We start from the raw sequence: 18996 nt of genomic DNA, 5'->3' as shown, positions 1-18996 counted from the left end.
GGCTTTTTTTTATAAAATTTCTTCGAAAATTTCTGCATAATTCTCATTGAAGACATTTTCTATCACTTCGTTTGCTTTCGTTTTATCAATCTCGCCGGTCAAGTCATCGTCAAGATAATTATATATTTCCAGAAGCCCCACAAACTTACCATTGTATTGTATGAGTGTTTGAGTTATTTGCAACTAGCAAAAATAGAGCTTGATTGTGTTCGTTCTCTTCTTGCGTTCCGTCGGTGTAATGACCCCACTCCTTGATAATTTTAAAGCCGTTGCTCTACAATTTTCATACGGGCGTGCCTCTAGAATCGGCTGACAGCCGCCGCGTAGCGGAAAAGCTGAAGCCGCCTGATGCTAACGTGTACTCCAGTTTGAGCGTGGGAATCGTGTAGGCGTATTGCGCACAGTAGTTCAGGCTTGCGGTGCATCCTTTTTCATCGCGCACATGCTGAGCAGTGTTGCCGCCAGGTAGTGCACGCCGCTCCAAACCGCCAGGCAAAGTGTCCAGCCAACCGGACCAGGCATGCATGTGAACCCTCTGCAGGCGTCGAGCTTGATTCCGGCTTCTTCCAGAGCGATCACTGGCGCCAGGGCGGCGATCTCCAAGTACAGCCAGTCTAATTCAAACGCTTTCCATGTCAGGATGAGGTGCGTCGATAGCAAGAAGATAAAAAGCACCCACCTCAGCGTGGCGGTCGGTGTGAACATGCTTGCACCTCGTCGAATAAATGGATATTCGAGGATAGCCCGGGAGTGCGCTTGCAGTATTGCTCAGGCGCAATCGGTTGCGGCCGGTGCCAGGCTTGCGCTACAGTGGCGCCGTTGGCGCATGTCATTGCCGCGTTAGCGAATTTCGTACAGCGCCTCGATGATCCAGGACAGATCGATGCCCGGTTCGTTCCGGTAGGCGTGGAAGAATGACACGGCCCAACCGGGATCGAGCAAGGTATTCCAGCGAACGAATTCCGCCTCCGAGTGTGTGGAAAGGAATGCGGCGCGGACCGACAGTTCCGCTTCGGCAAACGTGCAGGCGGGGTCCCAATAGATGCCGAATTGAGCTGCAAGAACCAGTTTTCTCATGGCGCCACCCTCCGGTGCATTTCAGCCGAATGTGTTCTCGGTTGAGAAAATGTATACGTCGAGACAGCACTAACGGTTTCAAACGAAGCCTGAATACGAAGATGGAACGGGAGTCGATATGACGCTGGGCGCGCTGTTGGCGGGATGGGTGGTACTGTGCGTTAGCACGCATGCGCTCGCCGCGAAGCCGGTCGACCCATGCCCGCGCACCAGCTCCGGCGACGAGTGGTCGGCACGATGCTTCATAGAAAAGGGCGGCGAACGCAAAGTGAAGCCGCGGTACTTAAAACGCATCGAGGCCAACGGCTACGGCATGGCCGTCATCGTCATCGAACAACCGCGCGAGATGGTCGCCGTCAACCGGCAAGGTATCGTGGTGGTACCGAATATCCGTCACACCGGTGATTTTGATTACCCGACGGCGGAGCGCGGGATCGGACGGTTCGCTATCGATGTGGCCGGCGATGGCCGGCGCCCGGTGCTTCAGTGCGGCTACTTCAAGGCCGAGCAGTTTCGTATCGTGGTGCCCGCGCAGTACGATCACTGCGCTCCCTTTCGCCAGGGGGAAGCACAAGCCTGCAGGGAATGCGTCAGTTATTGCACGGATGAGGATTGCCACGACAGGGTCTACGTTGGCGGGGAGGGCGCGGCACTGGCGCCGAATGGCGAAATCTTGCGCACCTACACGCTGCCAGGTCTTGACAAGGTGTGCGGTGCGGGCCAGGTGGCGCAGACGCGTGCCGCGCGCGGAGGCGGCACGTTATTCCTAAATTGCAAAACGCTTGCGGACCCGCCATGAAGACGTGACAGCAAGCGCGGGCTGACTGCGGGGTACGTCACCCCGCGGTTATCGGCGTTGCGGATTCAAGATGCCATCGCCGTTGCGCAGTCCAAGTCGGCGCTAAACGACGCGGCCTTGTTCCGCCGAAGCTTACGCCTGGTTTTTACGGCGGCGGGCGATGGCGCCCATCATGCCCATGCCGGCCAGCAGCATGACGTAGGTGCCGGGCTCCGGCACGGCGCTGGCCGTGCCGAACGTTGCCGTGTAGGCCAGGTGTTGCGTGGAAAACGCGTTCCAGCTTTCGCTCAGCGTCAGCGGGTCGGTCAGGTTCGAGTTGAGGTAGCGGAAGCCGCCGCCAAGGCCGGTGTCGCTGTCGGAGCCGGCGAAGGTCACGTACGAGACCGGCGAGGCGATATTGGCGACCGTCAGGTAGGCGATGTAGTTGGTGCCTGCCGTCAGCGCCAGGTTGATACCGCTCGCGCCCAGGAATTGGCTGCCACCCTCGTAGGTGATCGGCGCGCTGGTGTACAGCGCCGGACCGACCGCCTTGCTGCCGTCCCAGGCGGCAACGACGAGCGCGAGATCACCGCTCGCGCCAGATAGTGCCTGGAAACTAAAATCTTTCAACCAACCACCCGGCGCCGTGAAAAACTGGCCGTAGCTGGTCGTGTCCGGCTCACCCATGTAGGCGATGGCGCTGGTTCCGTCGTCGGCGTTGCTGTACACCGTGTCGGCGTGCGCAGCGCCGGACAAGGTGGCCGCAGCAATCACAATCGCAGTGAAAAGTTGCTTTAGATTCATATTGTTCCCCGTTTGGAAATATTTTTGGTTAAAACTACATCATAACTGCACGGCTAGCAATTGCAACAATAATCGTTGTGTATTGCTCAATGTGAGGCCGGCAGCCGACAGTCCGTCGGGCGGAAGATTGCGCTATCATTTCGCCGGCAAAATGTGGTAATGTTGCCCCTCCATGGTAAATGATAGCGCAAACATGTCTTTGTCCAAGATCAAGGGATTACGCTGGTGGATGATCAGTCTGATCATGCTGGGCGCTGTCATCAACTACCTGACGCGCAGCACGTTGGCGGTGGCGGCGCCCACCTTGCTCACCGAGCTCGGCATCACCACCAAGGAATACTCGTACATCACGGCCGCCTTCCAGGGCGCGATCATGTTGCAGCCCGTATGCGGCTACATCCTCGATGTGATCGGCCTGAAGTACGGCTTCGCCATGTTCGCCGCCGCCTGGTCGGTCATTTGCATGATGCACGGCATGGCCACCAACTGGCAGACCCTGGCCGCGCTGCGCGCCTTGCTGGGGCTGGCGGAGGGCTCGGCCAATCCGGCCGGCATGAAGGCCGTGTCCGAATGGTTCCCGGCCAAGGAGCGCGGGCTGGCGGGCGGCATCTTCAATATCGGCGCCTCGTTCGGCTCGATGCTGGCGCCGCCGCTGGTGGTGTGGGCCATCCTGTATTACAACTGGCAGTCCGCGTTCGTGATCACCGGCGCGCTGGGCCTGGTGTGGGTGGCGGCCTGGCTGCTGCTGTACGACGCGCCGGCCCGCCACCGCCGCCTGTCGGCCGCCGAGAAGGAGCATATCGCCGCCGGCCAGGAAAAGCATCTGGAAGGCGACGGCAAGCGGCCATCCATCGTTAGCATCCTCAAGATGCGCAATTTCTGGGGCATCGCGCTGCCGCGCTTCCTGGCCGACCCGGCCTGGGGTACGCTGTCGTTTTGGGTGCCGCTGTATCTGACCACGGTGCGCCATTTCGACCTGGCGCAGATCGCCATGTTCGCCTGGCTGCCGTTCCTGGCCGCCGACCTTGGCTGCATGTTCGGGCCGCTGGTGGTGCTGGCGCTGCAAAAGCGCGGTGTGCGCCTGATCAACGCGCGGCGCGGCGCCTTCACCCTGGGCGCCTGCATGATGATGGGCGTGGCGTTCGTCGGCTTCGTCGACAGTCCCTACGCCGCCATCGCCTTGCTCAGCCTGGCCGGCTTCGCGCATCAGACCTTGTCCGTCACCGTCATCACGATGTCGTCCGATCTGTTCAAACGCAACGAAGTGGCGACGGTGGCCGGCATGTGCGGCACCTTCGGCAACCTGGGCCTGTTGATTTTCTCGTTGCTGATCGGCGGCCTGATGGCCAGCGTCGGCTACACGCCGTTCTTTGTCACGCTGGCGGTGCTCGACCTGGTCGCCGCTGTGCTGTTGTGGACGCTGGTGCGCGAACCGGCGCCGACGATCCAACAACCCCTCACCACCCAACCAGCATGATCCAGAATCCCATCCTCCCCGGCTTCAATCCCGATCCGTCCATCGTGCGGGTGGAGGACGACTATTACATCGCCACGTCCACCTTCGAATGGTATCCGGGCGTGCAGATCCACCATTCGCGCGACCTGGTCAACTGGCGCCTGCTGGGCCGTCCACTCACCCGCGCCAGCCAGCTCAACATGCTGGGCGCGCCGGATTCCTGCGGCGTGTGGGCGCCATGCCTGACTTACGCGGATGGTTTGTTCTGGCTGATCTACACCGACGTCAAGCGCTACGGCCGCACCTCCACCGGTGGCGCCGCGGGCAGCGCATCGCTGCGCGACTTCCATAACTACCTGGTCACCAGTCCGGCCATCGACGGCCCATGGTCCGATCCGGTTCATCTGAACAGCAGCGGCTTCGATCCGTCGCTGTTCCATGACGACGACGGCCGCAAGTATTTACTCAACCAGCTGTGGGACCACCGGCCGGGCGGCAACCGTTTCGCCGGCATCGTGGCGCAGGAATATTCGGTGGCGCAGCGGCGCCTGATCGGCCGGCGCGAAAACATCTTCCAAGGCACAGCGCACGGGTTGACGGAGGCGCCGCACTTGTACAAGCGCGACGGCTATTACTATCTGTTGACCGCCGAGGGCGGCACCGGCTGGAACCATGGCGTGACGATGGCGCGGGCGCGCGATCTGCATGGGCCGTATGAGTTGCATCCGGACCAGACCATCCTCAGTTCCCGCCACCGGCCCGACGCCGGCTTGCAGCGGGCCGGCCACGCCGATCTGGTCGACACGCAGGACGGCCAGACTTATATGGTGTACCTGTGCGGCCGGCCGCTGCGCAATCGCGGCACCTGCACGCTGGGGCGCGAGACCGCGATCCAGCCGGTGGTGTGGGGCGACGATGGCTGGCTGCGCACGGTCGACGGTCTGGGGACGGCGCAGCGCGTGGCCGCCGCGCCGGGCTTGCCGCCGCATCCCTGGCCCGTCGAGCCGGTCCGCGAGGATTTCGACGCGCCGCAATTGCCGCTGGCGTTCCAGTGGCTGCGCTCGCCGTGGCCGGAGGAGCTGTTCAGCCTGACCGAGCGGCCGGGGTATTTGCGTCTGTTCGGCCGCGAGAGCCTCGGCAGCCAGTTCCGTCAGGCACTGGTCGCGCGCCGCCAGCAGTCCCACTGCTACAGCGCCTCGACCGTGGTCGATTTCGAGCCGGAACATTACCAGCAGCAGGCGGGGCTGGTCTGCTATTACGGCGGCGCCAAGTTCCACTATCTGCACATCACACACGACGAGGCGCTCGGCAAGCACTTGCGGGTGATGACGAGCCTGCCCAACCATGTGCAGACGGACACCTTCACGGCGCCGATCGCGCTGCCGTCCGGCGCGCCGGTGGCCCTGCGCGTGGAGGTCGACGAGGAGCGGTTGTACTTCGGCTACCGGATCGCGGACGGCGACTGGCAGTGGCTGACGCAGCAGTTCGACGCCAGCATCCTGTCGGACGAGGCCAACGCGCCCGGCCAGCCCAACTTCACCGGGGCGTTCGTCGGCATGGCGTGCCAGGACATGGCCGGCACGGGGCTGCACGCCGACTTCGATTACTTCGCGTACCGCGAGCGGGCGTATTGCATCGATGCGATGCGGCTGGCGTGCGGGTGAGCCGACGGTCGTAGCCCGTGGCGCTCCGGCGCCGGGCCCAATATCATTCGCCCGCTTGGTGATTTTCGCAATTGCGGCGGCTCGGCGCTGCTTGCAGAATAGCTGGAAAATACCATCTCCACGAGACAGCTTAATGACCATCACCCATCGGCGTGCCTACGCCGCCATCGCGCTCGCCTGCGCGGCCCAGGCAGGCGCAGCCGCGCCGACCAACGAACTCAATATTTATAACGGCCGCCCGTCGGGCGCCTTGCAGCCGGCCGTCGCCGATTTCGAAACGCAAAAAATGCTCGACGGCGCCAGCGCCGTCATTGCACCGGCGAACAAGTCGCCCAACGGTAGCGTGAGCGTCAGCAAGTCCGGCATGAAGCAGGCCGACGACGCGCTGACCCTGCAATGGAAGGACACCTGGTACGCGGGCCTGCGCATCGACGGCGGCAAGCAGCCGCTCGACCTGCGGCCGTACATGGCCAAGGGCGTGCTGGCGCTGGACGTCAACGTCAAGGAGCTCGGCAACGGCGGCATCAATTTCAAGGTCGGCTGCGGCGACAAGTGCGAGCGCAGCGTGCCCTATGTGCTGCCGGGCCGCGAGGCGGCGGGCAAGGGCTGGCGGCGCGTGGCGTTCGCCATGAGCTGCTTCGCGCGCGACGGCGACGACTTCAGCAAAGTGGCGCGGCCGTTCGCGCTGGAAGGCACCGGCACCGGCGAGGTGGCCATCGCCAACGTCAAGATCCTCAAGACCGGCAAGCCGAACGCCAGCTGTCCCGACTACCGCACCGTGTCGGTCACGCCGGACAAGCTCAATGAATCGTGGTCGATCGGCTGGTGGACCAAACGCCACGAGGACAAGCTGGCGCAAGTCAAGGCGATGGGCGCTAACAGCCAGATCGTCTTCATCGGCGACTCCATCACCCAGGGCTGGGAGAAGGAGGGGGCGCCGGTCTGGGATCGCTATTACAAGCCGATGAACGGCCTGGCGCTGGGCTTCGGCGGCGACCGCACCGAGAATGTGCTGTGGCGCCTTCAGCATGGCGAGGTCGATGGCATCGCGCCCAAGGTCGCGGTGCTGATGTTCGGCACCAATAACACCGGCCACCGCCAGGAGGAGCCCAAGACCACGGCCGCCGGCATCAAGCGCAATATCGAGGAGCTGCGGCGCCGCCTGCCGGACACCAGGATCCTGCTGCTGGCGATCTTCCCGCGCGGCGAAAAGCCGAACGACCCTCTGCGCGAAATCAACAACAAGGTCAACGCCATCATCGCCGGCTACGCCGACAACCAGAAGGTGTTTTTCGCCGATTTCAACCAACAGTTCCTGGCGCCGGACGGCACGCTGTCGACCGACATCATGCCGGACCTGCTGCATCCGAACGAGAAGGGCTATGAGATATGGGCCAAGGCGCTGGCGCCGGAGCTGAAAAAGCTGATGCCGGCGGCGGGGGATGCGGGCGTGCCTTATGCATGGCAGCCGGTGGCCATCGGCGGCAGCGGTTTCGTCTCCGGCATCATCACCAGCAAAACCGAGAAAGACCTGATCTACCTGCGCACCGACGTCGGCGGCGCCTACCGCTGGGACGCGCCGAACAAGCGCTGGATCGCGCTGATGGACTGGGTGTCCGACCGCGAGACCGGCCTGCTGGGCGTGGAGTCGATCGCCATCGATCCGACCACGCCGGGCCGGGTGTATATGTCGACCGGTATCGAGTACCTGAACGGCGGCGCCAGCGCGATCCTGAAATCGAGCGACTACGGCAAAACCTTCACCAAGATCGACGTCACCAGCCAGTTCAAGGTGCATGGCAACGGCATGGGGCGCGGCAACGGCGAGAAGCTGCAGGTCGATCCGGCCGACGGCAAGGTCCTGTACATCGGCACGCGCGCCAACGGCATGTTCAAGAGCGTCGACGAGGGCATGACCTGGCGCCGCCTCGATGGCCTGGACGTGACCACCACGCCGGTCAACAAGAACGGCGTGAGCCTGGTCGTGCTCGACCCGTCCAGCGTCAAGGACGGCGCCACGCAGCGCCTGTTCGCCGGTATCTCGCGCTTCGGCAAGGACGGCGCCAATATGTATGTGTCCGAGGACGCCGGGAAAACCTTCAGCGCGATGGCGGGCGGCCCGTCCAGGCTGATGCCGCACCGCGCCGTGCTGGCCGGCGGCAAGCTGGTGGTGACGTTCGCCAAGGGCGCCGGTCCGTGGGGCGACGTCGCCCACGGCGAAGGCCTGGAGGAGGGCGGCGTGTGGCAGTACGATATCGCCGCGAAGAAGTGGGCCGATATCTCGCCGCCGCTGAACCGCGCCTATGCCGGCATCACCGTCGATCCGGGTAATCCCAAGCGCATGGTGGTCACCACCATCAGCTACTACCGCAACCACACCAACGCGATCCGCGACCAGTTCTTCGAGACGCTCGACGGCGGCAAGAGCTGGAAGAGCATCGTCGACCAGGGCGTGAAGATCGACGCCAATGGCGTCAGCTGGATCGCCGGCAGCTTCATACACTGGGCGGCCAGCGTGGAATTCGATCCCTTCGACACCAGGAAGCTGATGGTCGTCTCCGGCAACGGCATCTTCAATTCGACCGACATCAACGCCGCGCCGGCGATCTGGAAGTTCGAGGACGAGGGGCTGGAGGAATCGGTGCCGCTCAACCTGGTCAGCATTCCCGGCGGCCCGGTGATTTCGGCCATCGGCGACTACGATGGCTTCCGCCACACCGATCCGACCAGGTATTCGCCGATCCACACGCCGACCATGGGCACGACCTGGGGTCTGGACTACGCGGCCGGCAATCCCAACGTGGTGGCCCGCGCCGGCAGCGCGATGTACATCTCCAACGACATGGGCGTGAGCTGGAAAAAAACCGCGTCCATGCACGGCACGAAAGGCCAGCTGGCGCTCAGCGCCGACGGCAAGACGATCGTGCACAGCCCGGAGAAATCGGAGACCAGCTACGTCAGCACCAACGGCGGCGACAGCTGGAACCCGGTCCAGGGCCTGGGCGGCGCCCGTCCGGTGGCCGATCCGGTCGACGCCAGGAAGTTTTACGCCATCGGCGGCGACCATGTACTGGTGAGCACTGACGGTGGCGCCAGTTTCGCCCCGGCCGGCGCGCTGGCGTCGGCCAAGCGCACGCGCGCGGTGCTGCGCGCGGCGCCGGGCCGCGAGGGCGACATCTGGGTGCCGCAATACGACGGCGGCCTGGCCCGTTCGACCGATGCCGGCAAGCGCTTTACCAAGCTGCCGGGCGTCAGCTACGCGGCGGCGGTCGGCTTCGGCAAGGCGGCGCCGGGCGCCAATTATCCCGCCGTCTATATATGGGGCACCGTCGGCGGCGTGCGCGGCGTGTTCCGCTCGACCGACATCGAGAAGGGCGACGGCGCCACCTGGCTACGTATTAATGACGACGATCATCAATACGGCGGTCCGGGCGATGCCCAATTCGTTATCGGTGACCTTAACACTTTTGGCATCGTTTTCATGAGTACGGCCGGCCGAGGCATCGTATTTGGGAAACCTACCCCTCTGACAGGAGAAAAATAGCCGAATAGATGGCTTCATTTACGGACGGGAACGTCTTTTTCATCTAAATCGTGACGGAATCATGCCACAATACAAATCGCATCCGCGAGAGGGTGCGATGAGACGTGCCGTTTCCGATTGAGGTAGTTGAAGATGCCGATGAAGTCCCACCGTATTGCGCTGTTATTTAACGCAAACAAGATTTTTGACCGCGAAGTCATCGCCGGTATTGCCGCGCATTTAAGCAGCACCCGCGCCTCCTGGGACTTGTTCCTGGAGGAAGACTTCCGCCTGCGCCTGCCCGGTATCGAACATTGGCAGGGCGACGGCATCATCGCCGACTTCGACGATCCGGCCGTGGCCGCCGCGCTCGCGCGCACCCGCATCCCGGTGGTGGCCGTGGGCGGCTCCTACGCCAGCGAGAGCAACTACCCGAGCGGCGTGCCCTACGTCGCGACCGACAACTTCAAACTGATTAAACTTGCCCACGATCATCTAATCGAGGCCGGGCTGCGCCATTTCGCCATGTTCAGCCTGCCGGAGGCGCAGGAAAACCGCTGGGCGCAGGAGCGCGAGACCGCCTTCCGCAAGCTGATGGCCGACGACAAGATGGAGCCGCAGATCTATCGCGGCCTGGGCACCAGCGCCGCCTCGTGGGACGAGGCGGTCGAACAGCAGATCAAATGGCTGCACAGCCTGCCCAAGCCGGTCGGCATCATCGCCGTCACCGACGCCCGCGCGCGCCAGCTGCTGCAAGCGTGCATCATGGCCAATATCGAGGTGCCGGAGCAGGTGGCGCTGATCGGCATCGACAACGATCCGCTGGCGCGCATGCTCACCCGCATCCCCCTCAGTTCCGTGATCCAGGGCGCCCAGGAGATGGGCCGCACCGCCGCCCACCTGCTGGACCAGATGCTGCACGGCGTGCGCCTGCAGGGCACGCGCGTGATGGTGCCGCCGGTCGGCATCAACGTCCAGACTTCCACCCGCCACGAGGCGCCCAAGCATCCGCACGTGATGCGCGCGCGCCATTTCATCCGCCAGTACGCCTGCCAGGGCATCAAGACCCACCAGGTGGCCGAATATGTCGGCATTTCGCGTTCGTCGCTGGAGTCGTACTTCCGCCAGGAGCTCGATTGCAGCGTGCACGATGTGATTTTGCGCTTCAAGCTTGACGCGGCCACCGAGCGCCTGGCGCGCGGCGACAGCAGCATCGCCGAGGTGGCGCTGACGTGCGGCTTCACCTCCGTCCAGTACATGCACGCGGTGTTCAAGCGCGAGCTGGGTTGCACCCCGCGCGCCTACCAGGACCGCATGCTCAAATGCCCGGAAGCGGCGGCCGCGCCGGAGGGCGCGCCGCCGGCCTTGCGCAGCGTCGCCTGAATTGGGCCGGTCGGCGCCGCGCCGCCCGGGTTTAACGTAATTGACCAAATTACGCGTAAATCATGACCGTGCTTGGCGGTTTTCATAATTGCCCCCACCCCTGAATAAGGTGAAAATCTCCCACGCAGTTTGCTAGCCTGCTTGGAGAGAGAGACCTTGGAAAATAATATAAATTCGATGCTGCCGGACGATGTGAGCCGCGCAGTGCTGGTGGGACGTGTGTGGCGCAATGGCGTCATCAACGGACCATGTGTGGTCGCCGTACGCAACGGCGAGGTGTTCGACATCACCGGCCACGCCCCGACCATGTCCGATTTGCTGGAGCGCGACGACGCGCTGGAAGTGGCCCGTTCCGCTCCCGGCGAATCGCTCGGCCCCGTGCAGGCCTTGTTGGAGAACGCCATCGGCGGCTCCGCCGACGACGGCATCCCGCGCCTGCTGGCCCCTTGCGACCTGCAGGCGATCAAGGCTTGCGGCGTGACCTTCGCGGTCAGCCTGCTGGAACGCGTGATCGAAGAGCAGGCCGCCGGCGATCCGTCGCGCGCCAACGCGCTGCGCGCCGAAATCCAGACCATCATCGGTTCCGACCTGTCGGCCATCCGTCCCGGTTCGCCGGAGGCGGCCAAGCTGAAGGCCGACCTGATCGAGCGCGGCCTGTGGTCGCCGTACATGGAAGTCGGTATCGGCCCGGACGCCGAGGTGTTCTCCAAGTCGCAGCCGATGTCCGCTGTCGGCGTGGGCGCCGACGTCGGCCTGCATCCTGATTCGAAGTGGAACAACCCGGAGCCGGAGATCGTCCTGGCCGTCAACAGCCAGGCCAAGGTGCTCGGCGCCACCCTGGGCAACGACGTCAACCTGCGCGACATCGAAGGCCGCAGCGCGCTGTTGCTCGGTAAAGCCAAGGACAACAACGGTTCGTGCGCGATCGGCCCGTTCATCCGCCTGTTCGACGAACACTTCACCATCGACACCATCCGCAACGCGGAAGTGAGCATGCTGATCGAAGGCCAGGACGACGATTTCCGTCTGGCCGGCGCCAGCCGCATGCGCGAAATCAGCCGCGATCCGCTGGACCTGGTCAGCCAGGTGTGCGGCCGCCACCACCAGTACCCGGACGGCTTCATGCTGTTCCTCGGTACGATGTTCTCGCCGATCAAAGACCGCGACGCCGTCGGCGGCGGTTTCACCCACCACCTGGGCGACCGTGTCAGCATCTCGACGCCTTCGCTGGGCGCGCTGGTCAACCACGTGCAGCGCAGCGACCAGATCGCACCATGGACCTACGGCGTGCGCGCGCTGATGAACCGCGCCCGCGCTTCCGCTGCCGTTTCCGCCACGGTGGCCGCCAAGCCGGCCGCGCAGACCAAGCCGGAACAGGCGATCTATCCTAGCCTGGCCGGCAAGCGCGTGGTCGTCACCGGCGGCGGCAGCGGCATCGGCGCCGGCATCGTCGAGGCGTATGCGCGCCAGGGCGCCCGCGTGACCTTCCTCGATATCGCCGAAGCCGACTCGCGCGCGCTGGAGCAGACCTTGTCGACCTTGCCGGTGCCGCCGAAGTACCTGCACTGCGACCTGACCAACCTCGATGTGCTGGCCAAGACCTTCGCCGACATCGGCACCGTCGATATCCTGATCAACAACGCCGCCAACGACGACCGCCACAACCTGGCCGACGTCACGCCGGCATACTGGGAAGGCCGCATGGCGGTCAACCTGCGCCACCAATATTTCTGCGCCAAGGCCGTCGCGCAGGGCATGCGCGAGCAGGGCGGCGGCGTGATCCTGAACTTCGGTTCGATCTCGTGGCACCTGGCGCTGCCGGACCTGACCTTGTACATGATGGCCAAAGCCGCCATCGAGGGCATGACCCGTGGCCTTGCGCGCGATCTCGGACCTGATAATATCCGTGTCAATTGCATTATCCCTGGTGGCGTACGCACGCCGCGCCAGGAAGCGCTGTGGCACACGCCGGACGAGGAAGCCCGCATCCTGGCCGGCCAGTGCCTGAAAAAGCGCGTGCAAGTGGACGACGTGGCGGCGATAACGCTGTTCCTTTCCTCGGACAGCGCCTCGGCCTGCTCCGGTCGCGAATACTTCGTCGACGCCGGCTGGTACGGCGCATAAAGATATGGGTAATGACATGAACAACCAGCAGCCACGCCGCTACCGCTCGCAAGACTGGTTCGACAATCCAGACCACATCGACATGACCGCGCTCTATCTGGAGCGCTTCATGAACTACGGGATCACGCCGGAAGAACTGCGCTCGGGCCGGCCGATCATCGGCATCGCCCAAAGCGGCAGCGACATCAGCCCGTGCAACCGCATCCATCTGGAACTGGCCAAGCGCGTGCGCGACGGCATCCGCGACGCCGGCGGCATCGCGATGGAATTCCCGCTGCATCCGATCTTCGAGAACTGCCGCCGTCCGACGGCGGCGATCGACCGCAACCTAGCCTATATGGGCCTGGTCGAGATCCTGCACGGCTATCCGATCGACGCCGTGGTCCTGACCACCGGCTGCGACAAGACCACGCCTTCGCAGATCATGGCCGCGTCGACGGTGGATATTCCCGCCATCGTGCTGTCCGGCGGCCCGATGCTGGACGGCTGGTTCGAAGGCGAGCTGGCAGGTTCCGGCGCGGCGATCTGGAAGGGCCGCCGCCAGCTGGCTGCCGGCACCATCGACAACGAGAAGTTCCTGCAGATCGCCGCCGCGTCGGCGCCGTCGGCGGGACACTGCAACACCATGGGCACGGCATCGACGATGAACGCCATCGCCGAGGCGCTGGGCATGTCGCTGACCGGCTGCTCGGCGATTCCCGCGCCGTACCGCGAGCGCGGCCAGATGGCGTATGAAACCGGCCGCCGCATCGTCGAGATGGCAAAGCTGGACATCAAGCCTTCGTCGATCCTGAACCGCGACGCCTTCCTCGACGCGATCGTCGTCAACGCCGCCATCGGCGGTTCGACCAACGCGCAGCAGCACATCGTCGCGATGGCGCGCCACGCCGGCGTCGAGCTGCATTCGAGCGACTGGATGGAATACGGCCACAAGGTGCCGCTGCTGCTGAACATGCAGCCCGCCGGTAAATTCCTGGGCGAGCGGTTCCACCGCGCGGGCGGCGTGCCGGCCGTGATGTGGGAGCTGGAGCAGCAGGGCATGCTGCGCTCGGAACGCGCCACCGTCACCGGCCGCACCATGCGCGACAACCTGGCCGGCAAGGAAACGCACGACCGCGAAGTGATCTTCCCGTTCAACGCACCGTTGAAAGAAGATGCCGGTTTCTTCGTCTTGAAGGGCAACCTGTTCGACTTCGCCATCATGAAGACCAGCGTGATTTCGCCGGCCTTCCGCGAGCGTTATCTGAGCAAGCCGGGCCAGGAGAACATCTTCGAGTCGCGCGCCGTGGTGTTCGACGGTTCGACCGATTACCACAACCGCATCAACGATCCGGCGCTGAACATCGACGAGGACTGCATCCTGGTGATTCGCGGCGCCGGTCCGGTGGGCTGGCCCGGTTCGGCCGAGGTGGTGAACATGCAACCGCCGGACGCGCTGGTCAAGCGTGGCATCAACTGGCTGCCGACCTTGGGCGACGGCCGCCAGTCCGGCACCTCGGACAGCCCGTCGATCCTGAACGCGTCGCCGGAGAGCGCCGTCGGTGGCGGCCTGGCATGGCTGCGCACCGGCGACATGATCCGCGTCGACCTGAACGCCGGCACCTGCGACGCGCTGGTGCCGCAGGCCGAGTGGGAAGAACGCAAGAAGGGCGCGCTGCCGGCCATCCCGGCCAGCCAGACGCCGTGGCAGGAAATCTACCGCAGCACCGTGGGGCAGATGGAAAGCGGCGCTTGCATGGAACTGGCTGTACCATACCGTGGCGTGGCGGATAATCCGGCGCGGCATAATCATTGAAGGTGACGCCGCTGGCGGCTCATGGCGGCTCATGGCGGATTACGGCGGTGCCTAATCCGCCCTGCGAAAATCTGTAAAAATGGGCATAGACCTGTACGGTAACGAGCTAGAAATGTAGGGCCTGTGTCAGGCAAAACGGCATTCGAATCAGGAGACGAAACAAATGAAGAAAATATTGAGTGCGGCCGCCATCGCGGTCATGATGGTATGCGCCGGCGGTAACGCCATGGCGGACGCCAAGAATCCCAAGATCGGCTTTTCCATCGACGACCTGCGCCTCGAGCGCTGGGCGCGCGATCGCGACTACTTCGTCGCCGCCGCTGAAAAGCAGGGCGCCAAAGTCTTCGTGCAGTCGGCCGACGCCAGCGAGCAGCGCCAGATCGCCCAGATCGAAAACCTGATCTCGCGCGGCGTCGACGTGCTCGTCATCGTTCCGTACAACGCCACGGTGCTGAACAACGCCGTCAAGGAAGCCAAGAAGGCCAAGATCAAGGTTGTCTCGTACGACCGCCTGATCCTCAACGCCGACATCGACGCCTACATCTCGTTCGACAACAAGGCTGTCGGCGAAATGCAGGCGCAGGGCGTGGTCGCCGTCAAACCAAAGGGTAACTACTACCTGCTGGGCGGCGCCCCGACCGACAACAACGCCAAGATGCTGCGCGAAGGCCAGCTAAAGGTGCTGCAGCCGCTGATCGACAAGGGCGACATCAAAGTGGTCGGCAAGCAGTGGGTCAAGGACTGGAATCCGGCCGAGGCGATGTCCATCGTCGAAAACGCGCTGACCGCCAACGGCAACAAGCTCGATGCGGTGGTCGCCTCCAACGATGCCACCGCCGGCGGCGCGATCCAGGCGCTGGCTTCGCAAAAGCTGGACGGCAAAGTGGCCGTCTCCGGCCAGGACGCCGATCTGGCCGGCGTGCGCCGCGTCATCGCCGGCACCCAGACCATGACCGTCTACAAGCCGCTCAAGCTGATCGCCACCGAGGCGGCCAAGCTGTCGGTTCAACTGGTGCGCGGCGAGAAGCCGGCCTTCAACTCGCAGTACCAGAACGGCTTCAAACAAGTCGACACGCTGCTGCTGAAGCCGACCATGCTGACCAAGGCGAATATGGATGTCGTCGTTGCCGATGGCTTCTATACCAAGGCCCAACTCGCGGCTGCGAAGTAATCGCCGCTTCATGAAGACCGGGGCGTCGTCCACGCCCCGCCGTGCGTTCGCACTGTCTTTCGCCACGCCCCGTTGCGCCGATCGCGCGGCGGCTTGCGCGTGGCGAGTTCCACCACCTCTGCGAGAACCAGTATGTCCGGCTATTTGCTAGAAATGAAGGGCATCGTCAAAAAATTTGGCGGTGTTCCGGCGCTCGACGGCATCGACCTGCAAGTGCGGGCCGGTGAGTGCATCGGCTTGTGCGGCGAGAACGGCGCCGGCAAGTCGACCCTGATGAAAGTGCTGTCCGCCGTCTACCCGCACGGCACCTGGGACGGCGAGATCCTCTTCGACGGCAAGCCGCTGCGCGCGCAGTCGATCCGCGAGAGCGAGGCCGCCGGCGTCGTCATCATCCACCAGGAACTGATGCTGGTGCCCGAGCTGTCCGTCACCGAGAATCTGTTCCTCGGCAACGAGATCACCTTGCCGGGCGGGCGCATGGATTATTCGGCCATGAACCAGCGCGCCGAGGCGCTGCTGAAAGAACTGAACCTGCACGACGTCAACGTGGTGCTGCCGGTGTCGAACTACGGCGGCGGCCACCAGCAGCTGATCGAGATCGCCAAGGCGCTCAACAAGAACGCGCGCCTGCTGATCCTGGACGAGCCGTCGTCGTCGCTGACGACCTCCGAGATCCAGGTGCTGCTCAATATCATCCGCGGCCTCAAGGCCAAGGGCGTCGCCTGCGTCTACATCTCGCACAAGCTCGACGAGGTCGAGGCGATCTGCGACACCATCGTCGTCATCCGCGACGGCCAGCACATCGCCACCACGCCGATGGACAAGATGGACGTCAAGCAGATCATCGCGCAGATGGTCGGCCGCGAGATGAACCAGCTGTATCCGACCCTGGAACGCGCGCCGAGCGAGGACATCGTGTTCGAGGCGCGCAACGTGATTTGCTACGACGTCGAGAAGCCGGAGCGCCGCAAGGTCGACAATGTCTCCTTCGCGCTGCGCCGCGGCGAGATCCTCGGCATCGCGGGCCTGGTCGGCGCCGGCCGCACGGAGCTGGTGTCGGCGTTGTTCGGCGCCTATCCGGGCCGCTCGGAAGCCGAGGTGTGGCTCAACGGCGTCAAAATCGACACCAGCACGCCGCTCAAGGCGATCCGCGCCGGCCTGGCGCTGGTGCCGGAGGACCGCAAGCAGCACGGCATCGTGCGCGACCTGGACGTCGGCCAGAACATCACCTTGTCGGTGCTGGGGCGCTTCGCCAAGTTCACCCGCATCGACCGCGAGGCGGAACTGAAGGTGGTCAGCGAGGAGATCGCGCGGCTCGGCCTGAAGACGGCCAGCCCGTTCCTGTCGATCACGTCGCTCTCGGGCGGCAACCAGCAGAAGGCGGTGCTGTCGAAGATGCTGCTGACGCGCCCCAAAGTGCTGATCCTCGACGAGCCGACGCGCGGCGTCGACGTCGGCGCCAAGTTCGAAATCTACAAACTGATGCTGGACCTGGCCAGCCAGGGCGTCTCCATCATCATGGTGTCGTCCGAGCTGGCCGAAGTGCTGGGCGTGTCCGACCGCGTGCTGGTGATGGGCGAGGGTAAGCTGCGCGGCGATTTCGTCAACCAGGACCTGAGCCAGGAAACGCTGCTGTCGGCGGCACTCGATCATTCGTGATGACTTATCTGTGAACTCCATGAAAACCATAAATCTCAAACAGCTCTTCACGCAGTACAAGATCCTCGCGCTGCTGATCGCCATCGCCATCATCTGGGCTTTCTTCAGCTGGAAGACGGAGGGCGGCTTCATCTCGCCGCGCAACCTGTCGAACCTGATGCGCCAGATGGCCGTCACCGGCATCGTCGCCTGCGGCATGGCCTTCGTCATCATCGCCGGCGAGATCGACCTGTCGGTCGGCTCGCTGCTCGGCCTTCTGGGCGGGGTGGCGGCGGTGCTCGACGTCACGCACCACCTGCCGCTGCCGGCCACCGTCGCGGTGGTGCTGGCATGTGGCCTGGTGCTTGGCCTGTTCAACGGCTACCTGACGGCTTATAAGCACATACCGTCCTTCATCGTGGGCCTGGGCGGCATGCTGGCCTATCGCGGCATCGTGCTGGGCGTGACCGACGGCGTGACGGTGGCGCCGGTGTCCGAGCCGCTGGTGCACCTGGGCCAGGGCTACCTGTCGCCGCAAATGGGCGTGGTGCTGGGCGTCGGCCTGTTCATCCTGGGCGCCGTGCTGACCTGGCGCCAGCGCGCGAGCCTGGCGCGCCACGGCCTGCCGGTGCCGCCGATGTGGCGCGACGGCCTGCGCCTGGCGGCGATCGGCGTGGTGCTGTTCGCGTTCGTGCGCACCTTGAACAGCTACGAGGGCATTCCGCTGCCGGTCCTGCTGCTGCTCGCGTTGCTCGGTGTGTTCAGCTACGTCGCCACGCAAACGGTGTTCGGCCGCCGCATCTACGCGGTGGGCAGCAACATGGAGGCGACCCGTCTTTCCGGCGTCAACGTGCAGGCCGTCAAGCTGTGGATCTTCGGGATCATGGGTTTGATGTGCGCCCTGGCTGGCCTGATCAACACCGCCCGCCTGGCGGCAGGTTCGCCGTCGGCCGGCACCTCGGGCGAGCTCGATGCGATCGCCGCCTGCTTCATCGGCGGCACCTCGATGCGCGGCGGCTCGGGCACCGTGTACGGCGCGTTGATCGGCGCGCTGGTGATGGCCAGCCTGGATAACGGCATGTCGATGCTGGACGTCGATACCTACTGGCAGATGATCGTCAAGGGCTGCATCCTGACGTTGGCGGTGTGGGTCGATGTGGCGACGCGCTCGGGCCGCCGTTGAGTTTGAATAGCTGAGTCCAGTTTCACCGACACGCGGCCCGCAACGACGGGCCGCGTTGTCGTTTACGGCCGTTGTTTTTCTGCGGGATTGGCTGCGGGCAGGCCGGCGGGGGCGTGCGGACGTGCGGACGCTTGCGGATTATCATTCCGCCGCTTGGTGAATTTCGCAATTGCCACACTTTTGCGTAACTTGCAAAATGTTTGCATATCATCGTGTGGCCTTGGCACCCTGCCAGTTAAGCCAGAACGAAAAAAAATATCTAAGAGCGAGACGTATCCATGAAGATCAAAGAACCGCGCCTTATGGCGCCTGCGGGCGTTGTTCGTCCCGCGTCCGTAATCATCGACCCCAGGCTGGTCCTCAGCGCCCCTGAAAAGCACCAATAACAAATAGCCTTAGA

At 64.0% G+C, this 18996-nt stretch carries 13 protein-coding genes; 10 read left to right on the top strand and 3 right to left on the bottom strand.

Annotated elements, in window-relative coordinates; all coding sequences use genetic code 11:
• Nucleotides 1-408: 408 nt before the first annotated feature.
• Both BMX85_RS08840 and BMX85_RS08835 read right to left on the bottom strand, forming a co-directional pair.
• A complete protein-coding gene (locus BMX85_RS08840) occupies nucleotides 409-705 on the bottom strand; it encodes a hypothetical protein (RefSeq protein WP_090315961.1) in 297 nt (98 codons plus the stop codon).
• 135 nt (nucleotides 706-840) lie between these two features.
• Nucleotides 841-1077: a hypothetical protein gene (locus tag BMX85_RS08835; RefSeq protein WP_090315960.1), complete on the bottom strand. Its 237-nt coding sequence runs from the start codon at nucleotides 1075-1077 to the stop codon at nucleotides 841-843.
• Between the two features lie 118 nt (nucleotides 1078-1195).
• Between BMX85_RS08835 and BMX85_RS08830 the strand changes: the two genes are divergently transcribed.
• Nucleotides 1196-1876, top strand: a complete 681-nt coding sequence (locus BMX85_RS08830) for a hypothetical protein (RefSeq protein ID WP_090315957.1) — start codon at nucleotides 1196-1198, stop codon at nucleotides 1874-1876.
• Nucleotides 1877-2008: 132 nt separating this feature from the next.
• On the opposite strand, the gene BMX85_RS08825 is transcribed toward BMX85_RS08830, so the two are convergent.
• The gene (locus BMX85_RS08825) at nucleotides 2009-2659 is read right to left on the bottom strand and encodes a PEP-CTERM sorting domain-containing protein (protein ID WP_090315953.1); all 651 of its coding nucleotides are present in this window, start codon (nucleotides 2657-2659) and stop codon (nucleotides 2009-2011) included.
• A 193-nt stretch (nucleotides 2660-2852) separates the two neighbouring features.
• Between BMX85_RS08825 and BMX85_RS08820 the strand changes: the two genes are divergently transcribed.
• The 9 genes from BMX85_RS08820 to BMX85_RS08780 all read left to right on the top strand — a co-directional run bounded on the left by BMX85_RS08820 (nucleotide 2853) and on the right by BMX85_RS08780 (nucleotide 18596).
• Nucleotides 2853-4136, top strand: a complete 1284-nt coding sequence (locus tag BMX85_RS08820) for an MFS transporter (protein WP_229210358.1) — start codon at nucleotides 2853-2855, stop codon at nucleotides 4134-4136.
• Complete coding sequence (locus BMX85_RS08815; protein WP_090315949.1) at nucleotides 4133-5779, top strand: glycoside hydrolase family 43 protein; 1647 nt, start codon at nucleotides 4133-4135, stop codon at nucleotides 5777-5779. Before BMX85_RS08820 ends, BMX85_RS08815 begins: the two co-directional genes overlap by 4 nt.
• A gap of 133 nt (nucleotides 5780-5912) precedes the next feature.
• On the top strand, nucleotides 5913-9323 hold the full coding sequence (locus tag BMX85_RS08810; RefSeq protein WP_090315946.1) for a GDSL-type esterase/lipase family protein: 3411 nt from the start codon (nucleotides 5913-5915) through the stop codon (nucleotides 9321-9323).
• A gap of 138 nt (nucleotides 9324-9461) precedes the next feature.
• The gene (locus BMX85_RS08805) at nucleotides 9462-10685 is read left to right on the top strand and encodes a XylR family transcriptional regulator (protein ID WP_090317610.1); all 1224 of its coding nucleotides are present in this window, start codon (nucleotides 9462-9464) and stop codon (nucleotides 10683-10685) included.
• A 156-nt stretch (nucleotides 10686-10841) separates the two neighbouring features.
• Nucleotides 10842-12809 carry a D-xylose 1-dehydrogenase gene (locus tag BMX85_RS31485; protein WP_307172929.1) on the top strand — a complete coding sequence of 656 codons (1968 nt, stop codon included), beginning with the start codon at nucleotides 10842-10844 and terminating at the stop codon, nucleotides 12807-12809.
• Nucleotides 12810-12813: 4 nt separating this feature from the next.
• Nucleotides 12814-14604, top strand: coding sequence for an IlvD/Edd family dehydratase (locus BMX85_RS08795; RefSeq protein WP_255372378.1), 1791 nt, complete (start codon nucleotides 12814-12816; stop codon nucleotides 14602-14604).
• 163 nt (nucleotides 14605-14767) lie between these two features.
• On the top strand, nucleotides 14768-15775 hold the full coding sequence (gene xylF / locus BMX85_RS08790; RefSeq protein ID WP_090315940.1) for a D-xylose ABC transporter substrate-binding protein: 1008 nt from the start codon (nucleotides 14768-14770) through the stop codon (nucleotides 15773-15775).
• Between the two features lie 132 nt (nucleotides 15776-15907).
• On the top strand, nucleotides 15908-17434 hold the full coding sequence (gene xylG / locus BMX85_RS08785; RefSeq protein WP_090315937.1) for a D-xylose ABC transporter ATP-binding protein: 1527 nt from the start codon (nucleotides 15908-15910) through the stop codon (nucleotides 17432-17434).
• Between the two features lie 19 nt (nucleotides 17435-17453).
• Entirely contained in the window at nucleotides 17454-18596 is a 1143-nt protein-coding gene (locus BMX85_RS08780) for a sugar ABC transporter permease (protein WP_090315934.1), read from the top strand.
• Nucleotides 18597-18996 lie beyond the last annotated feature (400 nt).

It is taken from the genome of Duganella sp. CF517 (genome assembly GCF_900110275.1).
GTDB lineage: Bacteria > Pseudomonadota > Gammaproteobacteria > Burkholderiales > Burkholderiaceae_D > Rugamonas.
This window is presented reverse-complemented; position numbering and strand designations above follow the sequence as displayed.

Excerpts from the sequence above, each read along its gene's own strand:
- BMX85_RS08840 (WP_090315961.1), bottom strand. The coding sequence starts at position 705 with ATGTTCACACCGACCGCCACGCTGAGGTGGGTGCTTTTTATCTTCTTG.
- BMX85_RS08835 (WP_090315960.1), bottom strand. The coding sequence starts at position 1,077 with ATGAGAAAACTGGTTCTTGCAGCTCAATTCGGCATCTATTGGGACCCC.
- BMX85_RS08830 (WP_090315957.1), top strand. The coding sequence starts at position 1,196 with ATGACGCTGGGCGCGCTGTTGGCGGGATGGGTGGTACTGTGCGTTAGC.
- BMX85_RS08825 (WP_090315953.1), bottom strand. The coding sequence starts at position 2,659 with ATGAATCTAAAGCAACTTTTCACTGCGATTGTGATTGCTGCGGCCACC.
- BMX85_RS08820 (WP_229210358.1), top strand. The coding sequence starts at position 2,853 with ATGTCTTTGTCCAAGATCAAGGGATTACGCTGGTGGATGATCAGTCTG.
- BMX85_RS08815 (WP_090315949.1), top strand. The coding sequence starts at position 4,133 with ATGATCCAGAATCCCATCCTCCCCGGCTTCAATCCCGATCCGTCCATC.
- BMX85_RS08810 (WP_090315946.1), top strand. The coding sequence starts at position 5,913 with ATGACCATCACCCATCGGCGTGCCTACGCCGCCATCGCGCTCGCCTGC.
- BMX85_RS08805 (WP_090317610.1), top strand. The coding sequence starts at position 9,462 with ATGAAGTCCCACCGTATTGCGCTGTTATTTAACGCAAACAAGATTTTT.
- BMX85_RS08795 (WP_255372378.1), top strand. The coding sequence starts at position 12,814 with ATGGGTAATGACATGAACAACCAGCAGCCACGCCGCTACCGCTCGCAA.
- xylF (WP_090315940.1), top strand. The coding sequence starts at position 14,768 with ATGAAGAAAATATTGAGTGCGGCCGCCATCGCGGTCATGATGGTATGC.
- xylG (WP_090315937.1), top strand. The coding sequence starts at position 15,908 with ATGTCCGGCTATTTGCTAGAAATGAAGGGCATCGTCAAAAAATTTGGC.
- BMX85_RS08780 (WP_090315934.1), top strand. The coding sequence starts at position 17,454 with ATGAAAACCATAAATCTCAAACAGCTCTTCACGCAGTACAAGATCCTC.